Genomic DNA, 22,793 nt, shown 5'->3' on the forward strand with positions numbered 1-22,793 from the left:
GATGAGCAACCAGATTCCGGTACACGACGTCACTCCACCCGCCAAGAACGCGAACAACAGCGTCGACCTCTACGCCTCTCGAGAAAAGATCTACACCCGCGCCTTCACCGGTCTGTTTCGCAACCTGCGCATGGCGGGCGGCGCCGTATTGTTCCTGCTGTATTTCGGTACGGTCTGGCTCAATTGGGGTGGCCATCAGGCTGTCTGGTGGAACCTGCCGGAACGCAAGTTCTTCATCTTCGGTGCCACCTTCTGGCCCCAGGACTTCATTCTGCTGTCCGGCATGTTGATCATCGCCGCCTTCGGCCTGTTCTTCATCACGGTGTACGCCGGCCGGGTCTGGTGTGGTTATACCTGCCCGCAAAGCGTGTGGACGTGGATCTACATGTGGTGCGAAAAGGTCACCGAAGGCGACCGCAACCAGCGCATCAAGCTCGACAAGGCGCCGATGAGCGCCAACAAGTTCCTGCGCAAATTCAGCAAGCACACCCTGTGGCTGTTGATCGGCTTCGTCACCGGCATGACCTTCGTCGGTTACTTCTCGCCGATCCGCGAACTGGTGATCGAATTCTTCACCGGCGAAGCGGATGGCTGGTCTTACTTCTGGGTCGGTTTCTTCACCCTCGCCACCTACGGCAACGCCGGCTGGTTGCGCGAGCAGGTGTGCATCTACATGTGCCCGTATGCACGTTTTCAAAGCGTGATGTTCGACAAGGACACCCTGATCGTTTCCTACGACCCGCGTCGTGGCGAAGGCCGTGGTCCGCGCAAGAAAGGCATCGACTACAAGGCCCAGGGCCTGGGTGACTGCATCGACTGCACCATGTGCGTCCAGGTCTGCCCGACCGGCATCGACATCCGGGATGGCCTGCAAATCGAATGCATCGGCTGTGCCGCGTGCATCGATGCCTGTGACGCCATCATGGACAAAATGGAGTACCCGCGCGGCCTGATCAGCTACACCACCGAACACAACCTGTCCGGGCAGAAAACCCATAAACTGCGTCCGCGCCTGATCGGCTATGCCGTGGTACTGCTGGCGATGATCAGTTTGCTGGTGACCGCTTTCTTTATGCGCTCACTGGTGGGTTTCGACGTCAGCAAGGACCGCGTGCTGTACCGCGAGAACGCCGAAGGCCGGATCGAAAACGTCTACAGCCTGAAGATCATGAACAAGGACCAGCGTGACCACACCTACGTGCTCGAAGCCACCGGCCTGCCGGACCTCAAGCTGCAAGGCCGACGCGAAATCAAGGTTGCGGCCGGCGATATCATCAGCCAGCCCGCCGAGTTGTCCGTGGCGCCGGAACACCTGCCATCGAGCACCAACGAGGTGAAATTCATCCTCAAGGATGCCGATGACGCCAGCATCCACGTTGAAGCCAAGAGCCGGTTCATCGGCCCACAAAATCGTTGAGAGAAGTGATCATGCCCGCAGCAACTGCCGCAAGTCCCTGGTACAAGCACCTTTGGCCGTGGATCATCATCGGGATCCTGGCCTGCTCGGTGACCCTGACCTTGTCCATGGTGACCATCGCGGTGAACAACCCGGACAACCTGGTCAACGACAACTACTACGAGGCCGGCAAAGGCATCAACCGCTCCCTCGACCGTGAACTGCTGGCGCAAACCCTGCTGATGCGCGCCAGCATTCATCTGGATGACGTGACCGGCGAAGTCGACCTGCGCCTGAGCGGCAACAGCCAGCCGAAAAGCCTGGAACTGAACCTGATCTCGCCGACCCAACCAGAGAAGGACCGCAAGATCGTCCTGACCCGCAGCGAAACCGAACAGGGTCGTTACATCGGTCAGTTGAGCGACAAGATCGAAGGCCGCCGCTTTGTCGAATTGCTGGGTACCCAGGACGACCATATCTGGCGCATGTTCGAAGAAGAACTGGTCAATCATGACAAGGATCTGCTGCTCGGTGATGAACCGTTGCAAGGCGCGGAAGACCTGAAGAAGTAAGAATGCAATCGAATGTGGCGAGGGAGCTTGCTCCCGCTGGGTCGCGCAGCGGCCCTAAAACCTGTAAACCGCTTCTATCAGGTACGGCAAGCCTGCAGCATTGCGCCTGCCGCGCAGTCGAGCGGGAGCAAGCTCCCTCGCCACAAAGGCTTTCATGGCTACAAAAATGACCACCCCAACCCCCTGCTACCACTGCGCCCTGCCCGTCCCGCCCGGCAGCCGCTTCACCGCCGTCGTGTTCGGGGAACCCCGCGAGTTCTGCTGCCCGGGCTGCCAGGCTGTGGCCGAAGCCATCGTCGCCGGGGGACTGGAAAGCTATTACCAACACCGCAGTGAAGCCTCGGCCAACCCCGAAGCACTGCCGGTGCAACTGGTCGATGAACTGGCGCTGTATGACCGTGCCGACGTGCAACAGCCCTACGTCCGCCATGAAGGCGAGTTGGCCGAAACCACGCTGCTGATGGAAGGCATCAGTTGTGCCGCCTGCGGCTGGCTGATCGAGAAACACCTGCGCACCTTGCCGGCCGTGGCCGAAGCCCGGCTGAACCTGTCCAACCATCGCCTGCACGTACGCTGGGCCGATGCGCAATTGCCGCTGAGCCAGGTGCTCAGCGAGTTACGCCACATCGGTTACGCCGCCCATCCCTATCAAGCCGACCGCGCCAGCGAACAACTGGCCAGCGAAAACCGTCTGGCCCTGCGCCAACTCGGGGTCGCCGGGCTGCTGTGGTTCCAGGCGATGATGGCGACCATGGCCACCTGGCCTGAATTCAACATCGACCTCAGCCCCGAGCTGCACACCATCCTGCGTTGGGTCGCGCTGTTTCTCACCACCCCGATCGTGTTCTACAGCTGCGCACCGTTCTTCAAAGGCGCGATGCGCGACCTGCGCACCCGTCACCTGACCATGGACGTTTCGGTGTCGCTGGCCATCGGCAGTGCCTACATCGCCGGGATCTGGACTTCGATCACCGGGGTTGGCGAACTGTATTTCGATGCGGTCGGCATGTTCGCATTGTTCCTGCTGGCCGGACGTTATCTGGAGCGTCGCGCCCGCGAGCGTACGGCCGCCGCCACCGCGCACCTGGTCAATCTGCTGCCCGCCTCATGTTTGCGCCTGAGCGCCGACGGCCAGAGCGAGCGGATCCTGCTGAGCGAGTTGCGTGTCGGTGATCAGGTGCTGGTGCACCCGGGCGCAATCCTTCCGGCTGACGGCAAGATCCTCGGCGGCCAATCGAGCATCGACGAATCACTGCTGACCGGCGAATACCTGCCACAGGCACGCACGCCGGGCGATGTCGTCACGGCGGGCACGCTGAATGTCGAAGGCGCCTTGACCGTCGAAGTGCAGGCGCTCGGCCAGGACACCCGCCTCTGCGCCATCGTCCGTCTGCTGGATCGCGCCCAGGCGGAAAAACCGCGACTGGCGGAAATCGCCGACCGCGCCGCCCAATGGTTCCTGTTGTTGTCACTGATCGCTGCCGCTGCCATCGGCCTGTTGTGGTGGCAGCTGGATTCTTCGCGGGCGTTCTGGATTGTGCTGGCGATGCTCGTCGCGACCTGCCCGTGCGCCTTGTCCCTGGCGACGCCGACCGCTCTCACTGCGGCCACCGGCACCCTGCACAAACTCGGCTTGCTGTTGACTCGCGGCCATGTGCTGGAGGGCCTGAACCAGATCGATACGGTGATTTTCGACAAGACCGGCACCCTCACCGAAGGGCGCCTGGCGCTGCGCTCGATCCGCCCGCTCGGCGCATTGGGAAGCGATGAGTGCCTGGGGCTCGCGGCCGCTCTGGAAAACCGCTCGGAGCATCCGATCGCCCGCGCCTTTGGCCGCGCACCGCTGGCCGCTGAAGAAGTGCACAGCACACCTGGCCTTGGCCTGGAAGGCGTCGTCGACGAACAACGCTTGCGCATCGGCCACCCCGGATTTGTCTGCGAACTCAGCGGCGCGGCGGTGCCGTCGATGCCGGATGAAGCCGGGCAATGGCTGTTGCTCGGTGATCGCCAGGGGCCGTTGGCGTGGTTCGTCCTCGATGATCGCTTGCGTGCCGACGCGCCTGCCCTGCTGGCAGCGTGCAAGGCTCGCGGCTGGCGCACGCTGCTGCTGTCCGGCGACAGTTCACCGATGGTTGCCAGTGTTGCCGCTGAACTCGGCATTGATGAGGCCCGGGGCAGTTTGCGTCCGGACGACAAACTGCACGTCCTGCAACAGTTGCACAAGGAAGGCCGCAAGGTGTTGATGCTCGGTGACGGCGTGAATGACGTGCCGGTGCTGGCCGCCGCCGACATCAGCGTCGCCATGGGCTCGGCCACCGATCTGGCGAAAACCAGTGCGGATGCGGTGCTGTTGTCTAACCGCCTGGACGCGTTGGTGCAAGCCTTCAGCCTCGCTCGGCGCACCCGTCGGGTGATCATTGAGAATCTGCTGTGGGCCGCGCTGTACAATGGCCTCATGTTGCCGTTCGCCGCCCTCGGCTGGATCACGCCCGTGTGGGCCGCGGTCGGCATGTCGATCAGTTCGTTGACCGTGGTGTTGAACGCCCTGCGCCTGACTCGCCTGCCGAGCGCGCCCGCTGCCAACGCCACGCCAGAAACCCGCCCGCTGCCGGCCTGAGCCGCGCGGGCATGGAGTCCAGATGCCAGCTCTCTACGTGATGATCCCGGCCGCGCTGCTGATCGTGGCCATCGCCATCTACATCTTCTTCTGGGCGGTCGACAGCGGTCAGTACGACGACCTCGACGGCCCGGCCCACAGCATCCTGTTCGACGACCAGGACCCCAACCACACCGCAGCGGTCGACGAGGCCAGCGGCCATCCAGCCAAACCCGACGACAAGGCCCCGCCCCATGCTTGAATTGGCGCCACTGTTGGTGTCTGCGGTGATTCTCGGTCTGCTCGGTGGTGGCCATTGCCTGGGCATGTGCGGTGGCTTGATGGGCGCGCTGACCCTGGCGATTCCCAAGGAACAACGCAGCCGGCGCTTTCGTCTTTTGCTGGCCTACAACCTCGGGCGAATCCTCAGCTATGCCACTGCCGGCCTGCTGATCGGCCTGGCCGGTTGGGCGGTGGCCAACAGCCCGGCAGCGATGTTCATGCGTGTACTCGCCGGGCTGTTGCTGATCGCAATGGGCCTGTACCTGGCCGGCTGGTGGAGTGGCCTGACGCGTATCGAAAGCCTCGGTCGCGGCCTGTGGCGGCATATTCAACCGGTCGCCAACAAACTGTTGCCGGTCTCGAGCCTGCCTCGTGCGCTGCTGTTGGGCGCGCTCTGGGGCTGGCTGCCGTGCGGTCTGGTTTACAGCACGCTGCTGTGGTCGGCCAGTCAGGGCAATGCGCTGGACAGCGCACTGCTGATGCTGGCGTTCGGCCTCGGTACCTGGCCGGTGTTGCTCGCCACCGGGCTGGCGGCTGAACGGGTGACCGCGTTGTTGCGCAAACGCAGCGTGCGCATGGCCGGCGGGTTGCTGGTGGTGCTGTTTGGCATCTGGACCTTGCCGGGGCCGCATCAGCATTGGCTCATGGGGCACTAACTGTGGCGAGGGAGCTTGCTCCCTCGCCACAAAAGCAATCAGAGCCCAATTATCCTTGATACAAATCAAGATCCATCAACGCCGCCGCCTCTAGACTGGCTGACACTGCCAGCCTATCCGGGGGAATGCCCGCATGATGCTCGACGCCATTCGTTGGGACACCGACCTGATCCGCCGTTACGACCTGGCGGGACCGCGCTACACCTCCTATCCGACCGCCGTGCAATTGCACGGTCAGGTCGGCACCTTCGACCTGTTCCACGCCCTGCGCGACAGCCGAAAGGCGCAGCGCCCGTTGTCGCTGTACGTGCACGTACCGTTCTGCGCGAACATTTGCTACTACTGCGCCTGCAACAAAGTCATCACCAAGGATCGTGGCCGCGCACTCCCCTATTTGCAGCGCCTGGAGCAGGAAATCCAGCTGATCGCCTGCCACCTCGACCCCGCGCAAAAAGTCGAGCAACTGCATTTCGGCGGCGGCACGCCAACCTTTCTCAGCCACGACGAACTGCGGCAATTGATGGCGCACCTGCGCAAACACTTCAACCTGCTCGACGATGACTCCGGCGACTACGGCATCGAAATCGACCCTCGCGAGGCTGACTGGTCGACCATGGGCCTGCTGCGCGAACTGGGCTTCAATCGGGTCAGCATCGGCCTGCAAGACCTCGACCCGGCCGTGCAACGTGCGGTCAATCGCCTGCAAAGCCTGGAGGAAACCCGCGCGGTGATCGATGCCGCCCGGACCCTGCAATTTCGCTCGATCAACATCGACCTGATCTACGGCTTGCCGAAGCAGACCCCGGAGAACTTCGCCCGCACCGTCGAGGAAGTCATCAGCCTGCAACCGGACCGGCTCTCGGTGTTCAACTACGCGCACCTGCCTGAACGCTTCATGCCGCAACGGCGGATCAACAGCAACGAACTGCCGACACCGGCACAGAAACTTGAAATGCTCCAGCGCACCATCGAACAACTGACCGCTGCCGGTTACCGCTACATCGGCATGGACCACTTTGCCCTGCCCGACGATGAACTGGCGATTGCCCAGGAAGAGTCGACCCTGCAACGCAATTTCCAGGGCTACACCACCCACGGTCATTGCGATCTGATCGGGCTTGGCGTTTCAGCGATCAGCCAGATCGGTGACTTGTACTGCCAAAACAGCAGCGACCTGAATCAATACCAGAATGCCCTGGCCTCTTCGCAACCGGCCACCAGCCGCGGCCTGCTGTGCAACGCCGATGACCGCGTGCGCCGTGCGGTGATTCAGCAACTGATCTGCAACTTCAGCCTGGAGTTTGCTGAGATCGAACAGACCTTCAACATCGATTTTCAGGGTTATTTCGGCGAACTTTGGCCACAATTGCAACGTATGGCCAAGGACGGCCTGATTGAACTGGATCGCGACAGAATCACCGTGTTGCCTGCCGGACGTTTGCTGGTGCGCTCAGTGTGCATGGTGTTTGATGCGTACCTGGAACAACACAGCCGCCAACGTTTTTCCCGGGTGATCTAACGGCCTGCGACAAAAGCGCCGTGTGCTGGCCTCAATGTCCTTGGGTGAGTTACCCTTACGTCTTATGTGTGATTTCCTACAAGGATTGATGAAATGTCCGAGCCAGTAAAACTGCGCGCTCATAATCAGGCCCATTGCAAGGATTGCAGCCTGGCCCCGCTGTGCTTGCCACTTTCGCTGAACCTGGAAGACATGGACGCGCTGGACGAAATCGTCAAACGCGGCCGCCCACTGAAAAAGGGTGAGTTTCTGTTCCGTCAGGGCGACACGTTCGACTCGGTCTACGCAGTACGCTCCGGCGCGCTAAAAACTTTCAACCTGAGCGATGCCGGCGAAGAACAGCTCACCGGTTTTCACCTGCCGAGCGAGCTGGTCGGCCTGTCGGGCATGGACACCGAAAAGCACCCGGTGTCGGCACAAGCGCTGGAAACCACCTCGGTGTGTGAAATCCCCTTCGAACGTCTCGACGAACTGGCCCTGCAATTGCCGCAGTTGCGCCGTCAGCTGATGCGCGTCATGAGCCGCGAGATCCGTGACGATCAACAAATGATGTTGCTGTTGTCGAAGAAAACCGCCGACGAGCGCATCGCTACCTTCCTGGTCAACCTGTCCGCGCGTTTCCGTGCCCGGGGTTTCTCGGCCAACCAGTTCCGCCTGAGCATGTCGCGCAACGAAATCGGCAACTACCTGGGCCTGGCGGTGGAAACCGTGTCGCGGGTGTTCACACGCTTCCAGCAGAACGAACTGATCGCCGCCGAAGGCAAGGAAATCCGCATCCTCGACCCGATCCAGCTCTGCGCCCTGGCCGGTGGTTCCCTGGAAAGCTGAAACATGCTGTTGCGGCTGAGCGAAACGGTTCAGCCGCCGTTATAATGCGTCGTTTGCAGCCCTGCCAGGACACAACGACGATGGTCTTCGACTCCTTCGACATCAAATCCCTCATCCGCCCCGTGATCGACTTTCCCAAGCCGGGCGTGATCTTTCGCGACATCACCCCGCTGTTCCAGTCGCCCACCGCCCTGCGCCTGGTGATGGACAGCTTCGCCCATCGTTACGTCGAGGCCGATTTCACCCACATCGGCGCGATGGATGCCCGTGGTTTCCTGATCGGTTCAGTACTGGCCTATCAGTTGAACAAGCCGCTGGTGTTGTTCCGCAAGCAAGGCAAACTGCCAGCCGATGTCCTCGCTGAAGGCTATGCGACCGAATACGGCGAAGCCTTCCTCGAAGTGCACGCCGACAGCCTGTGCGAGGGCGATTCGGTGGTGATGTTCGATGACCTGATCGCCACTGGCGGCACCCTGATCGCGGCGGCCAACCTGATTCGCCGCATGGGTGCGAAGGTTCATGAAGCGGCGGCGATCATCGACTTGCCGGAGCTGGGTGGTTCGCAGCGTCTGCAAGACATGGGCATTCCGACGTTCTGCCTGACGCAGTTTGCGTTGACCGATAAGTAAGCGGCGCCTGTACTGACGCCATCGCGAGCAGGCTCGCTCCTACAGTGGATTGCGTTCTTCCGGACAGAACGCGGTCGAATGTGGGAGCCTGTTCGCGATGGCGTAATCCGCAACGCTACAAGACTTAAAGCCCCATCTGCTTGCTGATGATTTCATTCATCACTTCCCGCGTCCCCCCGCCGATCGACAGAATCCGGTTGTCCCGATACAGCCGCTCCACCAGGCTCTCGCGCATATAACCCAAACCTCCCAATACCTGCACGGCGTCGTTAACGATCCGATCCGCCGTGTCCGTGGCAAAGTTCTTCGCCATGGAAATTTCCTTGATCACCGTCTGCCCCGCCGCCATTTTCGCGGCTTGCCGGTAGGTGAATTCCCTTGAGACTTCAAGTGCCGTGGCCATCTCGGCGAGTCGATGCTTGATCACCTGAAACTTGCCGATCGGCTTACCGAAGGCTTCACGTGCTCGCGCCCATTTCAGGCTTTCCTCCAGCGCCAGTTGCGCGGTCATGTTGGCCATCAGGGCCAAGGCCAAACGCTCGCTCTGGAAGTTACCCATGATGCAGGCAAAGCCCATGTTCTCGGTGCCAATTAAATTTCCTACAGGCACCCGGCAATCGTCGAAGAACAGTTCAGCCGTGTCCGACGCCCACCAGCCCATTTTCTTTAACTGCCGTCCCACGGTGAAACCGGGCGTGCCCTTCTCGATCAACAACAGGCTGATGCCGGCGAAACCCGGCTCGCCAGTGCGCACCGCGACGGTGTAGAAATCCGCGCGGACGCCGCTGGTGATAAAGGTTTTACTGCCGCTGACCCGGTAGAAATCGCCGTCACGCACAGCGCGGGTTTGCAGGTTGGCAACGTCGGAACCGCCGCCAGGCTCGGTGATGGCCAGGGCGCTGATTTTCTCGCCGGACAGCACCTGCGGCGCCACTCGATCACGGACCTCAGGCCTGGCCCACTTGAGGATCGGCGGCAAGCCGATGTCCAGCGACCCCAGCCCCGCCACGAGGCCACCGGAGCCACAACGCATCAACTCTTCGCTGGCGGCGACCTTGGCGAACAAATCACCTTCGTGACTGCCACCGAGCGCTTGCGGATACCCTATGCCGAGAATTCCTGCCGCGCCGGCCTTCAGATAGAGTTCACGGGGAAAGCTTTCGGTTTCTTCCCATTGATCGATGTCCGGAAGAATCTCGCGCTCGACGAAACGTCTGACGCTGTCACGGACCAATTGGTGGCTGGGATCGAAGTATTCCTGAAAGGCAGGCATCGGCGAACTCCACTGAAGGGTTCAGCGACGTTAACCGAGCGCTTGCTTGGTTTACAAGATCAAATGATCGCAGCCTTCGGCAGCGCCTACAGAAAAGCCTGAAGGCTGCGATCTTTTGCCGTTACAACGAAATCGGCTTACGCCCTGCAAACGAATGCGCCAGCGTCCCGCCATCCACCAACTCCAGCTCCCCGCCCAACGGCACGCCATGGGCAATGCGCGAGGCGATCAAGCCTTTGCTGCTGAGCAATTGGGCGATGTAATGCGCCGTCGCTTCACCTTCCACGGTCGGATTGGTGGCGAGGATGACTTCCGCGAACGTACCCGCCTCTTCGATCCGCGCCATCAGCTGCGGAATACCGATGGCCTCCGGCCCCAGTCCATCGAGCGGCGACAAATGCCCCTTGAGCACGAAGTAGCGACCACGGAAACCTGTCTGTTCCACGGCGTAGACATCCATCGGCCCTTCCACGACGCACAACAAAGTGTCATCGCGGCGGGTGTCGGCGCATTGTGGGCAGAGGTCATCTTCGGTCAGTGTGCGGCACAAACGGCAATGGCCGACCCCTTCCATGGCTTGGCTCAGGGCCAGCGCCAGTCGCGAGCCGCCGCTGCGATCACGCTCGAGCAACTGCAACGCCATGCGCTGGGCGGTTTTCTGGCCCACGCCCGGCAAAACTCGCAGGGCATCGATCAGTTGGCGAATCAAAGGGCTGAAGCTCATGGGGAAAAAGTCCGACAAAACAACGAGACGCGGTTTATACCCGCGCCTCTGTTTAGCGTCAATTATTCAGCTGTCGCGACCCTCACCACCAATTTGCCGAAGTTGCGTCCTTCCAGCAGACCGATGAACGCTTGCGGCGCGTTCTCCAGGCCATCGACCACGTCTTCGCGGAATTTCACCTTGCCATCGCGCACCCACGGGGCCATGGCGGTGGCGAATTCCGGCTGACGGTCGCCGTAGTCGTCAAACACGATAAAGCCCTGAATCCGTACACGCTTGGTCAGTAACGTGCGCTGCAATTGCGGCAAGCGATCCGGGCCGCTCGGCGCTTCGCTGGCGTTGTAGGAAGCAATCAGGCCACACAACGGAATTCGCGCCTTGGGATTGAGCAGTGGCACCACCGCGTCGAACACCTTGCCGCCGACGTTTTCGTAATAGATGTCGATGCCCTTTGGGCATGCCTGCGCCAGTTCATCGACGAAGCTCGAACTCTTGTGATCGATGCAGGCATCGAAGCCGAGTTCTTCGACCACATAACGGCACTTGTCCGCGCCGCCTGCCACGCCGACCACGCGCAAGCCCTTGATCTTCGCCACTTGCCCCACGACCGAACCCACCGCGCCGGATGCCGCCGCGACCACCAGCGTCTCACCGGATTTCGGCTGGCCGATGTCCATCAATCCCATGTAGGCGGTCATGCCCGGCATACCGAGTACGCCGAGGGCCATCGACGGGCTCGGCAGGCTTTTCGGAATAGGAATAATGCCGCGACCGTCGTTGATACTGTGGCTTTGCCAGCCTGTAGCGCCGACCACCAGATCGCCTTCCTGAAACTTGGGATTGAGCGAGCGCTCGACGCGACTGACAGCGCCACCGGTCATTACATCGCCGATTTCTACCGGAGCGGCGTAGGACGGAGCGTCACTCATGCGCCCGCGCATGTAGGGGTCCAACGAGAGGTAAAGCGTCTTGAGCAACACTTGGCCATCCGTCAGGTCAGGCAATGCGACCCGCTCCAGACGGAAGTTTTCCGGCGTCGGCGCGCCCACCGGGCGTGAAACCAGGACGATACGTTGGTTGAGGGTCATGGGGTCGGACATGGCAGCGTCTCCTTTGATCAATGGGGTTGGTGATATAGGGAGCAGACCTTTGTGGCGGTTTGGCGTTCGATGTTTCTGCCCTGAACCGAGTCGACTTCATTCGCGGGCAGAAACAAAAATGCCAGGCGCGATGCCTGGCATTTTTTGTAGCTCATCTGTCACCCGAAGGCGAATCAGAATGGCAGTTTCATGCCCGGTGGCAGTTGCATGCCAGCGGTCATCCCGGACATTTTGTCCTGGCTGTTGGCTTCGATCTTGCGGACGGCGTCGTTGACGGCGGCGGCAACGACGGCTTCGAGCATTTCCTTGTCGTCTTCGCTCAGGCCTTCGACCAGACTCGGGTCGATGGTCACGCTCTTGACGTCATGACGACCGGTCATCACCACGGTGACCATATCACCACCCGCGCGACCGGTGACTTCGGCATTGGCCAGCTCTTCCTGCATCTTGGCCATTTTTTCCTGCATCTGCTGCGCCTGCTTCATCAGGCCGGCCATGCCACCTTTCATCATGGGAATCACCTCAAAAGTACTTGGATTAAACGGCGCCCGGCCCTTTCGGCCGAACGCCTTCAGTTATTAGCCCTGACTGACCAGGGCTTCGACAGGTTCAATAGTATCGTTACGGATCACCGCACCGAACTGCTGCATCATTTGCTGGATGAACGGATCACCGTGGATCGACTCCTCGGCCTCGCGCTGACGGTCGGCACGCCGGCGTGACGCCGCCTGGGCCGGGGTTTCCTGCTCGGGCTTGATCAGCTCCATGGTCAGGTTCAGGGTCCGCCCGTGATACTGGTTCAACGCATCGTTGAGGCGACGCTGCTGCGTCGCGTTGAACAAGGCACTGTGGGCCGGGTCCAGGTGCAACAGCCAATTGTCACCATCCACGGCGATCAATGTGCAGTTGGCGGCGATGCTGCCGGTCATGCCGGAGATCGGCAGCTTCGGGAACAGCTCAAGCCATTGCAGGGCCACGCCGGTGGCCGGCGCGGCGGCAGGCTCGGGTTCAGGCTCCGGCGTCGGCTCGGCGGTGTGTTCGCTGGCCAGCTCATCGAGGTAGCTGTAGGCCGAATCCATGTCCGGCTCGATGTAGTCTTCGTCCAGCGGCGGCTCGTCGTCCAGGTCCATACCCGGCGTGGCGGCATCGACCTCGGCCACGGACGGCTCCGGGATTGGCGCAGCGGCCCACTCCGGTGCGTCCGGCACCACGCTGTCAGGCGTCGGCAACGGCATCGGCGGCAACTCGGGTTGCTCACTGGTGGTTTCCAGCACCGGCTCCACCGCAGGCTGCTGAACAGGCGCAGGCTCGACCGGATCGTTCCACGGCAGGTCGACCACTTCTTCGACCACGGCAGCCTCGACCACCGGCTCGGGCTCAACCACCGGTGCTACCGGTTCAGGCGCAGGCTCGGGAGCCACAACCGCCTCAATCGGCGGAGCAGCCGCAGGTGCAACTGCCGCAGCGACCACCGGCGCAACGACCGGCGTGGCAGCCACTGATTTGGCGGAATCAACCGTGGCCTGGCTGATCCCCACTGGCTTTAGCGGTTGCCTCGGGGCTTCCGCCGTGTCGGCGGGCCGGAACGCGAGCATCCGCAGCAGCACCATTTCAAATCCGCCACGGGGGTCCGGCGCCAGCGGCAAGTCGCGGCGGCCGATCAGGCCCATCTGGTAGTAGAACTGCACGTCTTCGGCCGGCAATGCCTGGGCCAGTGCCAGCACCCGCTCACGGTCGCCGTGACCGTTATCGACACCTTCCGGCAAGGCCTGGGCGATGGCGACACGGTGCAGCACATTGAGAATTTCCGAGAGCACGCCGCTCCAGTCCGGGCCTTGTTCGGCCAAGTGACGAACAGCTTCGAGCAACGCCTTGGCATCGCCTTCGATCAATGCATGCAGGACGTCATAGACCTGCCCGTGATCGAGAGTGCCGAGCATTGCCCGAACGTCGGCGGCCATCACCTTGCCTTCGCCGAAGGCAATCGCTTGGTCGGTCAGGCTCATGGCATCACGCATCGAGCCATCGGCGGCGCGGCCCAGCAGCCACAGTGCATCGTCTTCGAACGGCACGTTCTCGACGCCCAGCACGTGGGTCAAATGCTCGACCACACGCTCCGGCGTCATGTTCTTCAGGGAGAACTGCAGGCACCGCGATAGAATCGTTGCAGGAAGTTTCTGCGGATCAGTGGTGGCCAGGATGAACTTGACGTAGGGTGGCGGCTCTTCGAGGGTTTTCAGCAGCGCATTGAAGGAATGGCTGGAGAGCATGTGCACTTCGTCGATCAGGTAGACCTTGAAGCGCCCACGGCTCGGGGCATATTGCACGTTGTCGAGCAGCTCACGGGTGTCTTCGACCTTGGTGCGGCTGGCGGCGTCGATCTCGATCAGGTCGACGAAACGGCCTTCATCGATCTCACGGCACACCGAGCACTCGCCGCAAGGCGAAGAAGTGATGCCCGTTTCACAGTTCAGGCATTTGGCGATAATTCGCGCGATGGTGGTCTTGCCGACCCCGCGCGTACCGGTGAACAGGTAGGCGTGGTGCAACCGTTGGCTGTCCAAGGCATTGATCAGAGCCTTGAGCACATGGGTCTGGCCGACCATTTCGCGGAACGAGCGCGGACGCCATTTACGTGCAAGAACCTGATAACTCATCGAAAACCATCGCAACGGTAGAAGCAGAAGCGGCTAATGCTAGCGGAGCAAGGCCAAAATTGCATCCGGCGCGCTCGTCTAATATGGCTAAGCTGCATTTCGGGGGCTTTTTGTTTCAAGGATAGTGGAGCGGTTATGCGGTTGGCCTTGGGGGCATTGCTGTTGATCAGCCTGAACGGCGCTGCCGCGCAAGCGCCGTTGCGCTTCGTGGTGCCCGACAGTTGGGCGATGCCGATGGTGCAGTTTGAACGCGGCCGGCCAACCCAGGGCATTCTGTATGACGTGATGCTCAGCCTCGCGACGCAGGTCGGCATACCTGCGCAGTTTCACGTGTTGCCACGGGGCCGGGTGCAAAGCGCCATGGAACACGGCGAGGTCGATGTTCGCTGTTATGCCGCACAATCATGGCTGCCGAATCAGTCCGGCGATTACATCTGGAGTATCCCGCTCTGGACCCAGCCCGACTTGCTCGTCAGCCGCCCCGCTCTCCAAACCTCAGTGGTTCCGGCAAGCCTGCCCCGACAGTCCATCGGCACTGTGCTCGGCTACAGCTACCCGACCCTGGAACCGTTGTTCGACGCCAATCAACTGCTGCGCGACGACGCCCGCAATCAGGAACAGGTGCTGGAAAAACTTCACGCCGGGCGCAATCGCTATGCGGTCAGCAACCAATGGTCACTGGACTGGTTCAACCAGCGCCTGATGCCGGAACACCAATTGCTGAGTGTTGCGGTGCTGCAGGAGCAAAGCGTCGGTTGCTATGTGCGCAACGACCCAAAAGTGCCGGTGCAACGGATATTGCGGACGTTGGTGCGCATGAAAATGTCCGGGGAAATCGATGACATCATTCGGTTGTACGTCGGCGGCAAACCTTAACCCGCGGTCTCCAGCAAATCCGGCGCCTGCCATTGCGGCGGAGTGACAAACGCTGCCACCCAACCCGGTACATCCGTGGACGGCATCGGTCGAGCGATGAAATACCCTTGGGCCACGTCGCAGCCCAGGCGCAGCAATAACTCGCCGTGCTCCACGCTTTCCAGTCCCTCGGCAATCACCTGACGCCCAAACGCCCGGGCCAGGCCAATGATCGCAGTGGTCAGGGCCAGGTCGTCGCTGTCATGCAGAATATCGCGCACAAAGGTTTTATCGATCTTGATGGTTTGCGTGCGCAGACGCTTGAGGTAGCTCAGGGACGAGTAACCCGTGCCGAAGTCCCCCAAGGAAAACTGCACGCCAAGCGCCTGGCAGGCCTGCAAGCAGTCGCTGACGTGCTGGATATTCTCGACGGCAACCGACTCGACGATTTCCAGGTCCAGCCGCTGCGGTGCGACCCTGGCATGCCGCGCCAACACGTTTTTGAGCCGGTCGACAAAGTCCGTCCGCTGAAAATGCCGTACCGCGATGTTGACGCTCACCGGCCAGTCATGCCCGGCTTGCCGCCATTGATCCAGCTGCGTCAGCACCTGATCCATCACCCATTCGCCGATATCGATAATCAGGTCGGTCTCTGCCACCAGCGGCAAAAACTCCCGCGCAGGGACGATGCCGTTTTGCGGATGCTCCCAACGCAGCAACGCCTCGAAACCAACGACCTTACCCTGGCGCATGTTGACCTTGGGCTGGAAATGCAGGCGCAATTCGCCGCAAGCCAAGGCCCGACGCACCTGCTCGACGGTCTGGTGCGTGGCCTTGACCTCCCGATCCCGGGAGACATCGAATAGATGAAAGCGATTGCGGCCGCTCTGCTTGGCCACGTACATCGCCTGATCGGCGTGGCGCAACAGGGTATCGGCGTTTTCGTTGTCGTGGGGAAACAGCGTGACGCCAATACTGGCGAACACATGGATGTCCTTGCCATTGAGCGAATATGGTGCCGAGATTGCTCCCAGCACACGATTCAACGCCGCGCGCAGTTCCTGCAGGTCGCGAACATAACGCAGCACCAGCACGAACTCGTCACCGGCCAGCCGCGCCACCACATCCTCGCCACGCACAATACCGCGCAATCGTTTGGCAACTTCGACCAGCAAAAGATCACCGCTGGCATGCCCATAACCATCGTTGACAGCCTTGAAACCGTCGAGGTCGAGCATGCACACCGCCAGCGGAATGCTCTCCAGGCGCGAGAATTCCAGTGCCTGATCCAGCAAGTCCGAGAGAAACGCACGATTGGGCAAGCCGGTGAGCACGTCATGTCCCACTCGCCATTGCAGGGAATGCAGCAGTTGACGCTTTTCGCTGATATCGAAGCGAATGGACAAGTAACGCTCCACTCGCCCGGTGACTTCATCGAGAATCGGCACCATGGTGCTTTCGACCCAATACAGGCTGCCATCTTTGGCACGATTGCAGATTTCGCCCTTCCAGACATTACCCAGGGCGATGTTGCGCCACATCCCGGCGAAAAACTCGGCCGAGTGCATGCCGGAATTGAGCAATCGATGATTTTGCCCGAGCAGTTCCTCACGGCTGTAGCCGGAAACTGCACAGAATTGGTCGTTGACGTGGGTAATCCGGCCGGTCAGATCGGTCTCGGAAAAAATGGCGGCGGCATCCACGGCCCTGCGGTACTTCTCATCCATGAGTCAGACTCGCTGTCGCTAACATTGGCGGCGGTGAGGCAACAATATACCGCTGACGATTCGCGGGATATCACGGCTGCACAACGACTCACGTAACCCCGTGAGCATGCGCCCTGCTGGCTCTATTGTATTGATCGAACGTCTGGAAACAGGTGATCAAATACCCATTTCCGGCGGCGATTCTACGAGATGCCTGACAATTTGCAAAGCAAGGTAACCGATTCATGTCGCGAGAGGGTGAGCGACAGGCTGCTTTTTATCCGCCTCACAAATCGAAGACGACAAAAAACCGCTATGGACAAGGTCCATGGCAGCACAAAAAAAGTATTTGATTCAGATAACGCGAGAGAGGACTCGCGGTGCGTTATGGAGGCAACCCCACCAGCCACACCCCGGCACACAATGTTCCCGCTGTGGCTGCTGCCTTCCGGCTCTGACCAGGTTCACGGGTAATCGTTGCGGGGGGACCGATGGGGTCACCATAACGACGCTCACCTGACGGCGAGCCGCGCCATTGTACCTATCTGAGACGAAGATACAACCGTTCAGGTGGATTAAAAATATGAAGGCGTTCAAGCACTTGCTATTGCGCCTGAAGCACCTCATCTGCCCTGCCGCCCTCGCGCTGGATCACCAGATGAATAAAGTGCAGTTTGGCGATCACCGCCGGCGGTAACACGAACGGATAAAAATCCGGCTGCCCCATGCTGCGCGACAACTCATTGAGCATGCCGGCCAATTCGATCCAGGCGTTGACGAACGACAGAAACGCCGCACCGCCGGGATGCTGAGAATCGTAGAGAGTTTCCAGCGGAAACGGCTGATAGTCGAAGTCCATTTCCCGGGCACTCATGCCAAACCCGAGCGCCGTGTCCACCGCGTCCATCATGTGCAGGTAGTGCGCCCAGGTTTCGGCCCAGTCTTCCCACGGGTGCATGGTGGCGTAGGCGCTGACGTACTGTTGTTGCCAATCAAGCGGTGCGCCTTGTTGATAATGCCGATCAAGCGCCTCGGCGTAACTGGCGCGCTCGTCGCCGAACAGACCGCGAAACGCGTCCTGCCAATCACTGTTGGCGATCAATCGATCCCAATAATAGTGCCCGACTTCGTGACGGAAATGCCCGAGTAGCGTGCGATAGGGCTCGTGCATCTGAACCCGTACCTGTTCGCGATGGGCGTCGTCGGCTTCCTTGACATCGAGGGTGATCAAGCCGTTGGCGTGGCCGGTAGTGGGCGACTTGCCTTCGAGGTCGACGCCGATGAAATCGAAGGCCAGGCCAGCGTCTTCGTCAATGGTTTTGGGGATCACCTGCAAGCCCAGGCTGACCAGTTGCGCGACCAGTCGCCGCTTGGCGGTTTCCACTTTGCGCCAACGCTCATGATTTTCAGCTATCGATAAATCGGGGATGGTGCGATTGAGACTACAGGCAATGCACAAGACGTCGCGATCATTGGCGGGCAACAACCAATTGCAGGCTGCCGGGGAGTCGAGGTTGGCGCAGCGGCGAAACAGGCCTGCCTCCGGGTCGACATCAAGTAACCAGGTGCCTGTCTGCTCACCCGGTTGCAGCGAGGTCAGGCAGCTCCGCTCCGGCTGATAGCCCAACGCCGCCGAACAGGCCAGGCACTGACTGTTGCGAAAGAACAGCGACTGCCCGCAACGACAGGGCCAGACCTTGCTGTTGCGCGAACTGTCGCCCATGAAGGGCGCGGCGATACGCGAGCTGAGCTGTTCGAAGAAACGGTACATGGCGATCTCTCCCTGGGGTTTGCCAAGACTAGATCATTTCCCAGACAGGATCGTTCCGTGCTCTTTGTGGCGAGGGAGCTTGCTCCCGTTCGCCTGCGTAGCAGGCGCCAGCTCCCCCGCCACAGGATAAAAGTCAGACAGAAACACCGTGCCCCTTCAGAAACTCGACAAACGCCTCTTCATCCAGCACCTTCAATCCCAGCTCATTGGCCTTGGCCAACTTCGACCCAGCTCCCGGCCCTGCCACCACGCAATGGGTTTTGGCCGACACGGAACCTGCCACCTTGGCGCCGAGGCTTTCGAGTTTTTCCTTGGCCACATCACGACTCATCAGCTCCAGCGAACCGGTGAGCACCCAGGTCTGCCCGGCCAGCGGCAGGCCTTCGACGACTTTCTTCTCGCTCTGCCAGTGCATGCCGAAATCGGCGAGTTGCTTTTCCGCAGATTCGGCGAGCAAGCGATTTTCCTCGACCGCAAAAAACTCACGAACCGAATTGGCCTGCTTCTCCGGCAGCGCCTGACGCATGTCCAGCCAATCAGCGCTGATGACCCCTTGCAGCGAACCGAACTTCTCAGCCAGTTTCTGCGCCCCGCCTGGCCCGACCGAAGGAATGTGCAGCTTGTCGAGGAAACCGCCCAACGTCGTGCTGGCGGCAAACTCGGCGCCCAAGTCACCTTGATCCTGAATCTGCAAACCATGCTTGAGCAGATCGGCGATCACTTGCTGGTTATGCGCATCTTCGAAGAAACTGTGAATCTCGTGAGCCACTTCCAGGCCGACGTCCGGCAAGTACGTCAGCACTTGCGGCAATGCCTGCTGCACCCGCTCCAGTGAACCCAGCGACCGCGCCAGCACCTTGGCCGTCTCTTCGCCGACATCGGGAATCCCCAACGCATAGATGAATCGCGCCAGCCCGGGTTTCTTGCTGTCTTCGATGGCACTGAGCAGCTTGTTGCTCGACACCTCGGCAAAACCTTCCAGATCGACGATGTCGTCGAACTTGAGTGCGTAGAGATCGGCCGGCGAACTCACCAAACCTTCGTCCACCAACTGCTCGACACTCTTGTCGCCCAAACCTTCAATGTCCATCGCACGGCGCGACACGAAGTGAATGATCGCCTGCTTCAATTGCGCACCGCAGGCAAGACGTCCGACGCAGCGGTAAACCGCGCCTTCGCTGATCGTCTCTCGGCCCTTGCTGCGTTTGACCAGTTGCGTGCGCTCGACGTGGGAGCCGCAAACCGGGCACTTCTCCGGGATCTGCACGGGACGCGCATCTTCCGGACGACGCTCCAGAACCACTTGCACCACTTGCGGAATCACGTCGCCGGCACGGCGAATGATCACCGTGTCACCGATCATCAGCCCCAGCCGCGCGACTTCATCCATGTTGTGCAGCGTGGCATTGGCCACGGTGACACCGGCAACCTTCACCGGTTTCAACCGCGCTACAGGCGTGACCGCACCGGTGCGCCCGACCTGGAACTCCACATCGAGCAACTCGGTGAGTTCTTCCATGGCCGGGAATTTATGGGCGATGGCCCAGCGCGGCTCGCGAGCACGAAAACCCAGCTCTCGCTGTGAGGCGATGCTGTTGACCTTGAACACCACGCCGTCGATTTCGTACGGGAGCGCGTTGCGACGCTCACCGATGTCGCGGTAGTAATCCAGGCACTCATCGATACCGTTGGCCAGTTTCAGCTCATGGCTGATCGGCATGCCCCAGGCCTTGAGCTGTTGCAAGTTGCCGATGTGCGTATCGGCAATGTCCGCCGAAATCTGACCGATGCCGTAGCAGCAAAACTCAAGCGGCCGGTTGGCGGTGATTTTCGAATCCAGTTGCCGCAAACTGCCTGCCGCGGCGTTGCGCGGGTTGGCGAAGGTCTTGCCGCCGACTTCGAGCTGTGTGGCGTTGAGCCGTTCGAAACCGGCCTTGGACATGAACACTTCACCGCGCACTTCCAGCGTCGCCGGCCAACCCGTGCCGTGCAACTTGAGCGGGATATTGCGCACGGTGCGCACGTTGACGCTGATGTCTTCGCCGGTGGTGCCATCGCCGCGCGTGGCACCGCGCACCAGCACGCCATCCTGATACAACAAGCTGACCGCCAGGCCATCGAGCTTCGGTTCGCAGCTGTACTCCACCGCCGCGCCCCCACCGAACAGATCGCCGACCGGCAGATCCAGGCCCTCGGTCACCCGACGATCGAACTCGCGCATGTCGGTTTCTTCGAAGGCATTGCCGAGGCTGAGCATCGGCACTTCGTGACGGACCTGGGTGAACGCCGACAACGCCGCACTGCCCACTCGCTGGGTCGGTGAATCGCTGGTGATCAGTTCGGGATTGGCAGCTTCAAGCGCTTTGAGCTCGTGGAACAACCGATCGTACTCGGCATCGGGAATGCTTGGCTCGTCCAGCACGTGATAGCGATAGTTGTGCTGATCCAGCTCGGCACGCAGCTCTAGAATGCGGTTTTTGGCGGCAGTCATGGGTGTTCTCTCATAATCGAGTAGGAGGCGGATTCACATCCGCCGTCCTCTCACACCACCGTACGTACGGTTCCGTATACGGCGGTTCAGGTTTAGCGGTTAAGCCGGGTTATCGTATCCAGTATCGAGACCAGCCCGAGTCGATCCCATAGTTTCTTCGGCAGCGCCTGATTCATATGGGGGGCTCCGGAGTTCCACCAAGGGCCTCGACCATTGAATGCCGAGTTACAAGCACGCGCCTCGTTGAGTCCCAAGCGCATCAAGTTGCGGGCCCTCGTAGAGGGCTGCTTCCATTGGCGCCAGATGATACAGCGAAGTTTATGTCGCACCCACCCATCCAGTGTCTCAAGTGCCCGCTTGCTCTGACTTAGCTTGAAATAGCCTGCCCAACCGCGCAGTACGGGGTTTATCCGTTCGATGACGTTCGCCATCTTGCGGCTCCGCGTTGCACGCAGCAGGCTTCTAAGTCGGTCGCGTAGGCGATTCAGACTCATCGTCGCCACTCTCAGTCTCGGCTGTTGATGCCAGCTCATCCCGTAGCCCAGGTAATCACACATCCACGACCCGGCTACTCGGCTCTTTTCCCGGTTCAGCGTCAGTTTCGGGCGCTGTCTCAGGAAGCGCTCAACGCCAGCCATCACTCGTTCGCCTGCCCGTTGGCTGCGCACATAGATGTTCGCATCATCGGCATAGCGCACGAATCGATGGCCCCGTCGCTCTAACTCATGGTCGAGTTCGTTGAGCAGGATATTCGACAACAACGGCGACAGTGGGCCGCCTTGCGGCGTCCCTTCCTGCCGTCGGCTGACGAGCCCGCCCGACATCGTTCCCGCTTCGAGATAGCGACGGATCAGCGTGAGCACACGCTTGTCTTCGATTTGACGCTCGATGTAGGCCATCAATACATCGTGATTGACCCGATCGAAGAACTTTTCCAAATCGAGTTCCACGCACCAGCGGTGACCCACTGCCACATGGCCGCGAGCGGTTTCAATGGCTTGATGAGCGCTTCTGCCCGGACGAAAACCGTAGCTATAGTCCGAGAACAGAGGATCGAAGATCGGCGTGAGCTGTTGCAGCAAAGCTTGTTGGATCAGGCGATCCACAACGCTGGGAATGCCCAGTTGTCGGGTGCCGCCTTGGGGTTTGGGAATCTCGACGGCGCGTACACCTTGCGGGTAGTACTCGCCGGCCAGCAACCGAGTCTTGAAGATCGGCCAATACTGTTTCACGTAGCCTGCCAACTGCTCGACCGTCATGCCATCGGCACCCGGCGCGCCCTTGTTGCTGACTACGCGTTGATACGCACGCCTGAGGTTGGCGGATGCAAGCACTCGCTCCATCAACGTGTCCGGCTCCGCTTTCGTCCACGTCACAGACGCCGTCGATACCTGTGCGCTGTCAGCCGTCATCCTCGGATTCTGTCCGGGACTCGGAGTAACAGTCTTCTCTGGGAGAAATTTCTGCATTTCGGTATTCAACGAGACTGTGACGCCTACTGGCGGCATGACCTGTTCGGCCCTTGGTGGCGTGGTTTTTTTCCGCCACTTACTACGGCCTCGGCTGACTTCTGCAGGTTCATCCCGTCGCCTCTCGACGCTCGGTAGCACAGTGGCAAACCTGCAGATCTCCCAGGGTAATTCGCGCGACCTTCCTGCTTATGCCTGTCGGATCTACGTCACAGCGTTCCGTGCAAGTATCGGGCTTTGAAGATGCTTGCCTTCTTACCCCGCTGCGC

The 22,793-nt window shown here is 60.6% G+C and carries 18 protein-coding genes and 1 other RNA gene; 9 read left to right on the forward strand and 10 right to left on the reverse strand.

Going from position 1 to position 22,793, the window contains the following annotated elements:
- Window position 1: 1 nt before the first annotated feature.
- The 8 genes from ccoG (at window position 2) to ACNYC6_RS04055 (ending at window position 8,478) form a co-directional block, all read left to right on the forward strand.
- Window positions 2-1,417: a cytochrome c oxidase accessory protein CcoG gene (gene ccoG / locus ACNYC6_RS04020; protein ID WP_419711189.1), complete on the forward strand. Its 1,416-nt coding sequence runs from the start codon at window positions 2-4 to the stop codon at window positions 1,415-1,417.
- An 11-nt stretch (window positions 1,418-1,428) separates the two neighbouring features.
- Window positions 1,429-1,968, forward strand: a complete 540-nt coding sequence (locus ACNYC6_RS04025) for a FixH family protein (protein WP_419711190.1) — start codon at window positions 1,429-1,431, stop codon at window positions 1,966-1,968.
- A gap of 166 nt (window positions 1,969-2,134) precedes the next feature.
- Window positions 2,135-4,585 (forward strand): heavy metal translocating P-type ATPase, encoded by a 2,451-nt coding sequence (locus tag ACNYC6_RS04030; RefSeq protein WP_419711191.1) that lies wholly within the window; start codon window positions 2,135-2,137, stop codon window positions 4,583-4,585.
- A gap of 22 nt (window positions 4,586-4,607) precedes the next feature.
- A complete protein-coding gene (gene ccoS, locus ACNYC6_RS04035) occupies window positions 4,608-4,826 on the forward strand; it encodes a cbb3-type cytochrome oxidase assembly protein CcoS (RefSeq protein WP_059404569.1) in 219 nt (72 codons plus the stop codon).
- The gene (locus ACNYC6_RS04040) at window positions 4,819-5,502 is read left to right on the forward strand and encodes a sulfite exporter TauE/SafE family protein (protein ID WP_419711192.1); all 684 of its coding nucleotides are present in this window, start codon (window positions 4,819-4,821) and stop codon (window positions 5,500-5,502) included. The genes ccoS and ACNYC6_RS04040 overlap by 8 nt, the downstream gene beginning before the upstream one ends.
- Window positions 5,503-5,638: 136 nt before the next feature.
- Window positions 5,639-7,021, forward strand: a complete 1,383-nt coding sequence (hemN, locus tag ACNYC6_RS04045; protein WP_419712909.1) for an oxygen-independent coproporphyrinogen III oxidase — start codon at window positions 5,639-5,641, stop codon at window positions 7,019-7,021.
- A gap of 93 nt (window positions 7,022-7,114) precedes the next feature.
- The gene (fnr, locus tag ACNYC6_RS04050; RefSeq protein ID WP_419711193.1) at window positions 7,115-7,849 is read left to right on the forward strand and encodes a fumarate/nitrate reduction transcriptional regulator Fnr; all 735 of its coding nucleotides are present in this window, start codon (window positions 7,115-7,117) and stop codon (window positions 7,847-7,849) included.
- Between the two features lie 80 nt (window positions 7,850-7,929).
- Window positions 7,930-8,478 carry an adenine phosphoribosyltransferase gene (locus tag ACNYC6_RS04055; protein ID WP_419711194.1) on the forward strand — a complete coding sequence of 183 codons (549 nt, stop codon included), beginning with the start codon at window positions 7,930-7,932 and terminating at the stop codon, window positions 8,476-8,478.
- 124 nt (window positions 8,479-8,602) lie between these two features.
- Here the strand turns inward: ACNYC6_RS04055 and ACNYC6_RS04060 are convergent, their stop codons facing one another.
- The 5 genes from ACNYC6_RS04060 to dnaX form a co-directional block, all read right to left on the reverse strand.
- Complete coding sequence (locus ACNYC6_RS04060) at window positions 8,603-9,751, reverse strand: acyl-CoA dehydrogenase family protein (protein ID WP_419711195.1); 1,149 nt, start codon at window positions 9,749-9,751, stop codon at window positions 8,603-8,605.
- Between the two features lie 121 nt (window positions 9,752-9,872).
- Window positions 9,873-10,475, reverse strand: coding sequence for a recombination mediator RecR (gene recR, locus ACNYC6_RS04065; protein WP_419711196.1), 603 nt, complete (start codon window positions 10,473-10,475; stop codon window positions 9,873-9,875).
- A 62-nt stretch (window positions 10,476-10,537) separates the two neighbouring features.
- The gene (locus tag ACNYC6_RS04070; RefSeq protein ID WP_419711197.1) at window positions 10,538-11,575 is read right to left on the reverse strand and encodes an NADP-dependent oxidoreductase; all 1,038 of its coding nucleotides are present in this window, start codon (window positions 11,573-11,575) and stop codon (window positions 10,538-10,540) included.
- 173 nt (window positions 11,576-11,748) lie between these two features.
- A complete protein-coding gene (locus ACNYC6_RS04075) occupies window positions 11,749-12,087 on the reverse strand; it encodes a YbaB/EbfC family nucleoid-associated protein (protein ID WP_419711198.1) in 339 nt (112 codons plus the stop codon).
- A 66-nt stretch (window positions 12,088-12,153) separates the two neighbouring features.
- Complete coding sequence (gene dnaX / locus ACNYC6_RS04080; RefSeq protein WP_419711199.1) at window positions 12,154-14,232, reverse strand: DNA polymerase III subunit gamma/tau; 2,079 nt, start codon at window positions 14,230-14,232, stop codon at window positions 12,154-12,156.
- Between the two features lie 135 nt (window positions 14,233-14,367).
- Between dnaX and ACNYC6_RS04085 the strand changes: the two genes are divergently transcribed.
- Window positions 14,368-15,108 carry a substrate-binding periplasmic protein gene (locus ACNYC6_RS04085; RefSeq protein ID WP_419711200.1) on the forward strand — a complete coding sequence of 247 codons (741 nt, stop codon included), beginning with the start codon at window positions 14,368-14,370 and terminating at the stop codon, window positions 15,106-15,108.
- Here the strand turns inward: ACNYC6_RS04085 and ACNYC6_RS04090 are convergent.
- The 5 genes from ACNYC6_RS04090 to ltrA all read right to left on the reverse strand — a co-directional run bounded on the left by ACNYC6_RS04090 (window position 15,105) and on the right by ltrA (window position 22,563).
- On the reverse strand, window positions 15,105-16,814 hold the full coding sequence (locus ACNYC6_RS04090) for a putative bifunctional diguanylate cyclase/phosphodiesterase (RefSeq protein WP_419711201.1): 1,710 nt from the start codon (window positions 16,812-16,814) through the stop codon (window positions 15,105-15,107). The two genes, ACNYC6_RS04085 and ACNYC6_RS04090, sit on opposite strands and share 4 nt — an antisense overlap.
- Before the next feature lie 376 nt (window positions 16,815-17,190).
- An RNA gene (gene ffs, locus ACNYC6_RS04095) (signal recognition particle sRNA small type) lies at window positions 17,191-17,287 on the reverse strand.
- Between the two features lie 110 nt (window positions 17,288-17,397).
- Window positions 17,398-18,564 carry a zinc-binding metallopeptidase family protein gene (locus ACNYC6_RS04100; RefSeq protein WP_419711202.1) on the reverse strand — a complete coding sequence of 389 codons (1,167 nt, stop codon included), beginning with the start codon at window positions 18,562-18,564 and terminating at the stop codon, window positions 17,398-17,400.
- Window positions 18,565-18,697: 133 nt separating this feature from the next.
- Window positions 18,698-21,055 (reverse strand): NAD-dependent DNA ligase LigA, encoded by a 2,358-nt coding sequence (gene ligA / locus ACNYC6_RS04105; protein WP_419711203.1) that lies wholly within the window; start codon window positions 21,053-21,055, stop codon window positions 18,698-18,700.
- A 92-nt stretch (window positions 21,056-21,147) separates the two neighbouring features.
- Window positions 21,148-22,563: a group II intron reverse transcriptase/maturase gene (ltrA, locus tag ACNYC6_RS04110; protein WP_419711204.1), complete on the reverse strand. Its 1,416-nt coding sequence runs from the start codon at window positions 22,561-22,563 to the stop codon at window positions 21,148-21,150.
- Between the last annotated feature and the right edge of the window lie 230 nt (window positions 22,564-22,793).

Source organism: Pseudomonas sp. NFX224 (assembly GCF_048565165.1).
Taxonomy (GTDB): Bacteria; Pseudomonadota; Gammaproteobacteria; order Pseudomonadales; family Pseudomonadaceae; genus Aquipseudomonas.

Bases quoted from the DNA above. Each gene is read 5' to 3' on its own strand.
- ccoG (WP_419711189.1), top strand. From the start codon at position 2: ATGAGCAACCAGATTCCGGTACACGACGTCACTCCACCCGCCAAGAAC.
- ACNYC6_RS04025 (WP_419711190.1), top strand. From the start codon at position 1,429: ATGCCCGCAGCAACTGCCGCAAGTCCCTGGTACAAGCACCTTTGGCCG.
- ACNYC6_RS04030 (WP_419711191.1), top strand. From the start codon at position 2,135: ATGACCACCCCAACCCCCTGCTACCACTGCGCCCTGCCCGTCCCGCCC.
- ccoS (WP_059404569.1), top strand. From the start codon at position 4,608: ATGCCAGCTCTCTACGTGATGATCCCGGCCGCGCTGCTGATCGTGGCC.
- ACNYC6_RS04040 (WP_419711192.1), top strand. From the start codon at position 4,819: ATGCTTGAATTGGCGCCACTGTTGGTGTCTGCGGTGATTCTCGGTCTG.
- hemN (WP_419712909.1), top strand. From the start codon at position 5,639: ATGCTCGACGCCATTCGTTGGGACACCGACCTGATCCGCCGTTACGAC.
- fnr (WP_419711193.1), top strand. From the start codon at position 7,115: ATGTCCGAGCCAGTAAAACTGCGCGCTCATAATCAGGCCCATTGCAAG.
- ACNYC6_RS04055 (WP_419711194.1), top strand. From the start codon at position 7,930: ATGGTCTTCGACTCCTTCGACATCAAATCCCTCATCCGCCCCGTGATC.
- ACNYC6_RS04060 (WP_419711195.1), bottom strand. From the start codon at position 9,751: ATGCCTGCCTTTCAGGAATACTTCGATCCCAGCCACCAATTGGTCCGT.
- recR (WP_419711196.1), bottom strand. From the start codon at position 10,475: ATGAGCTTCAGCCCTTTGATTCGCCAACTGATCGATGCCCTGCGAGTT.
- ACNYC6_RS04070 (WP_419711197.1), bottom strand. From the start codon at position 11,575: ATGTCCGACCCCATGACCCTCAACCAACGTATCGTCCTGGTTTCACGC.
- ACNYC6_RS04075 (WP_419711198.1), bottom strand. From the start codon at position 12,087: ATGATGAAAGGTGGCATGGCCGGCCTGATGAAGCAGGCGCAGCAGATG.
- dnaX (WP_419711199.1), bottom strand. From the start codon at position 14,232: ATGAGTTATCAGGTTCTTGCACGTAAATGGCGTCCGCGCTCGTTCCGC.
- ACNYC6_RS04085 (WP_419711200.1), top strand. From the start codon at position 14,368: ATGCGGTTGGCCTTGGGGGCATTGCTGTTGATCAGCCTGAACGGCGCT.
- ACNYC6_RS04090 (WP_419711201.1), bottom strand. From the start codon at position 16,814: ATGGATGAGAAGTACCGCAGGGCCGTGGATGCCGCCGCCATTTTTTCC.
- ACNYC6_RS04100 (WP_419711202.1), bottom strand. From the start codon at position 18,564: ATGTACCGTTTCTTCGAACAGCTCAGCTCGCGTATCGCCGCGCCCTTC.
- ligA (WP_419711203.1), bottom strand. From the start codon at position 21,055: ATGACTGCCGCCAAAAACCGCATTCTAGAGCTGCGTGCCGAGCTGGAT.
- ltrA (WP_419711204.1), bottom strand. From the start codon at position 22,563: ATGCCGCCAGTAGGCGTCACAGTCTCGTTGAATACCGAAATGCAGAAA.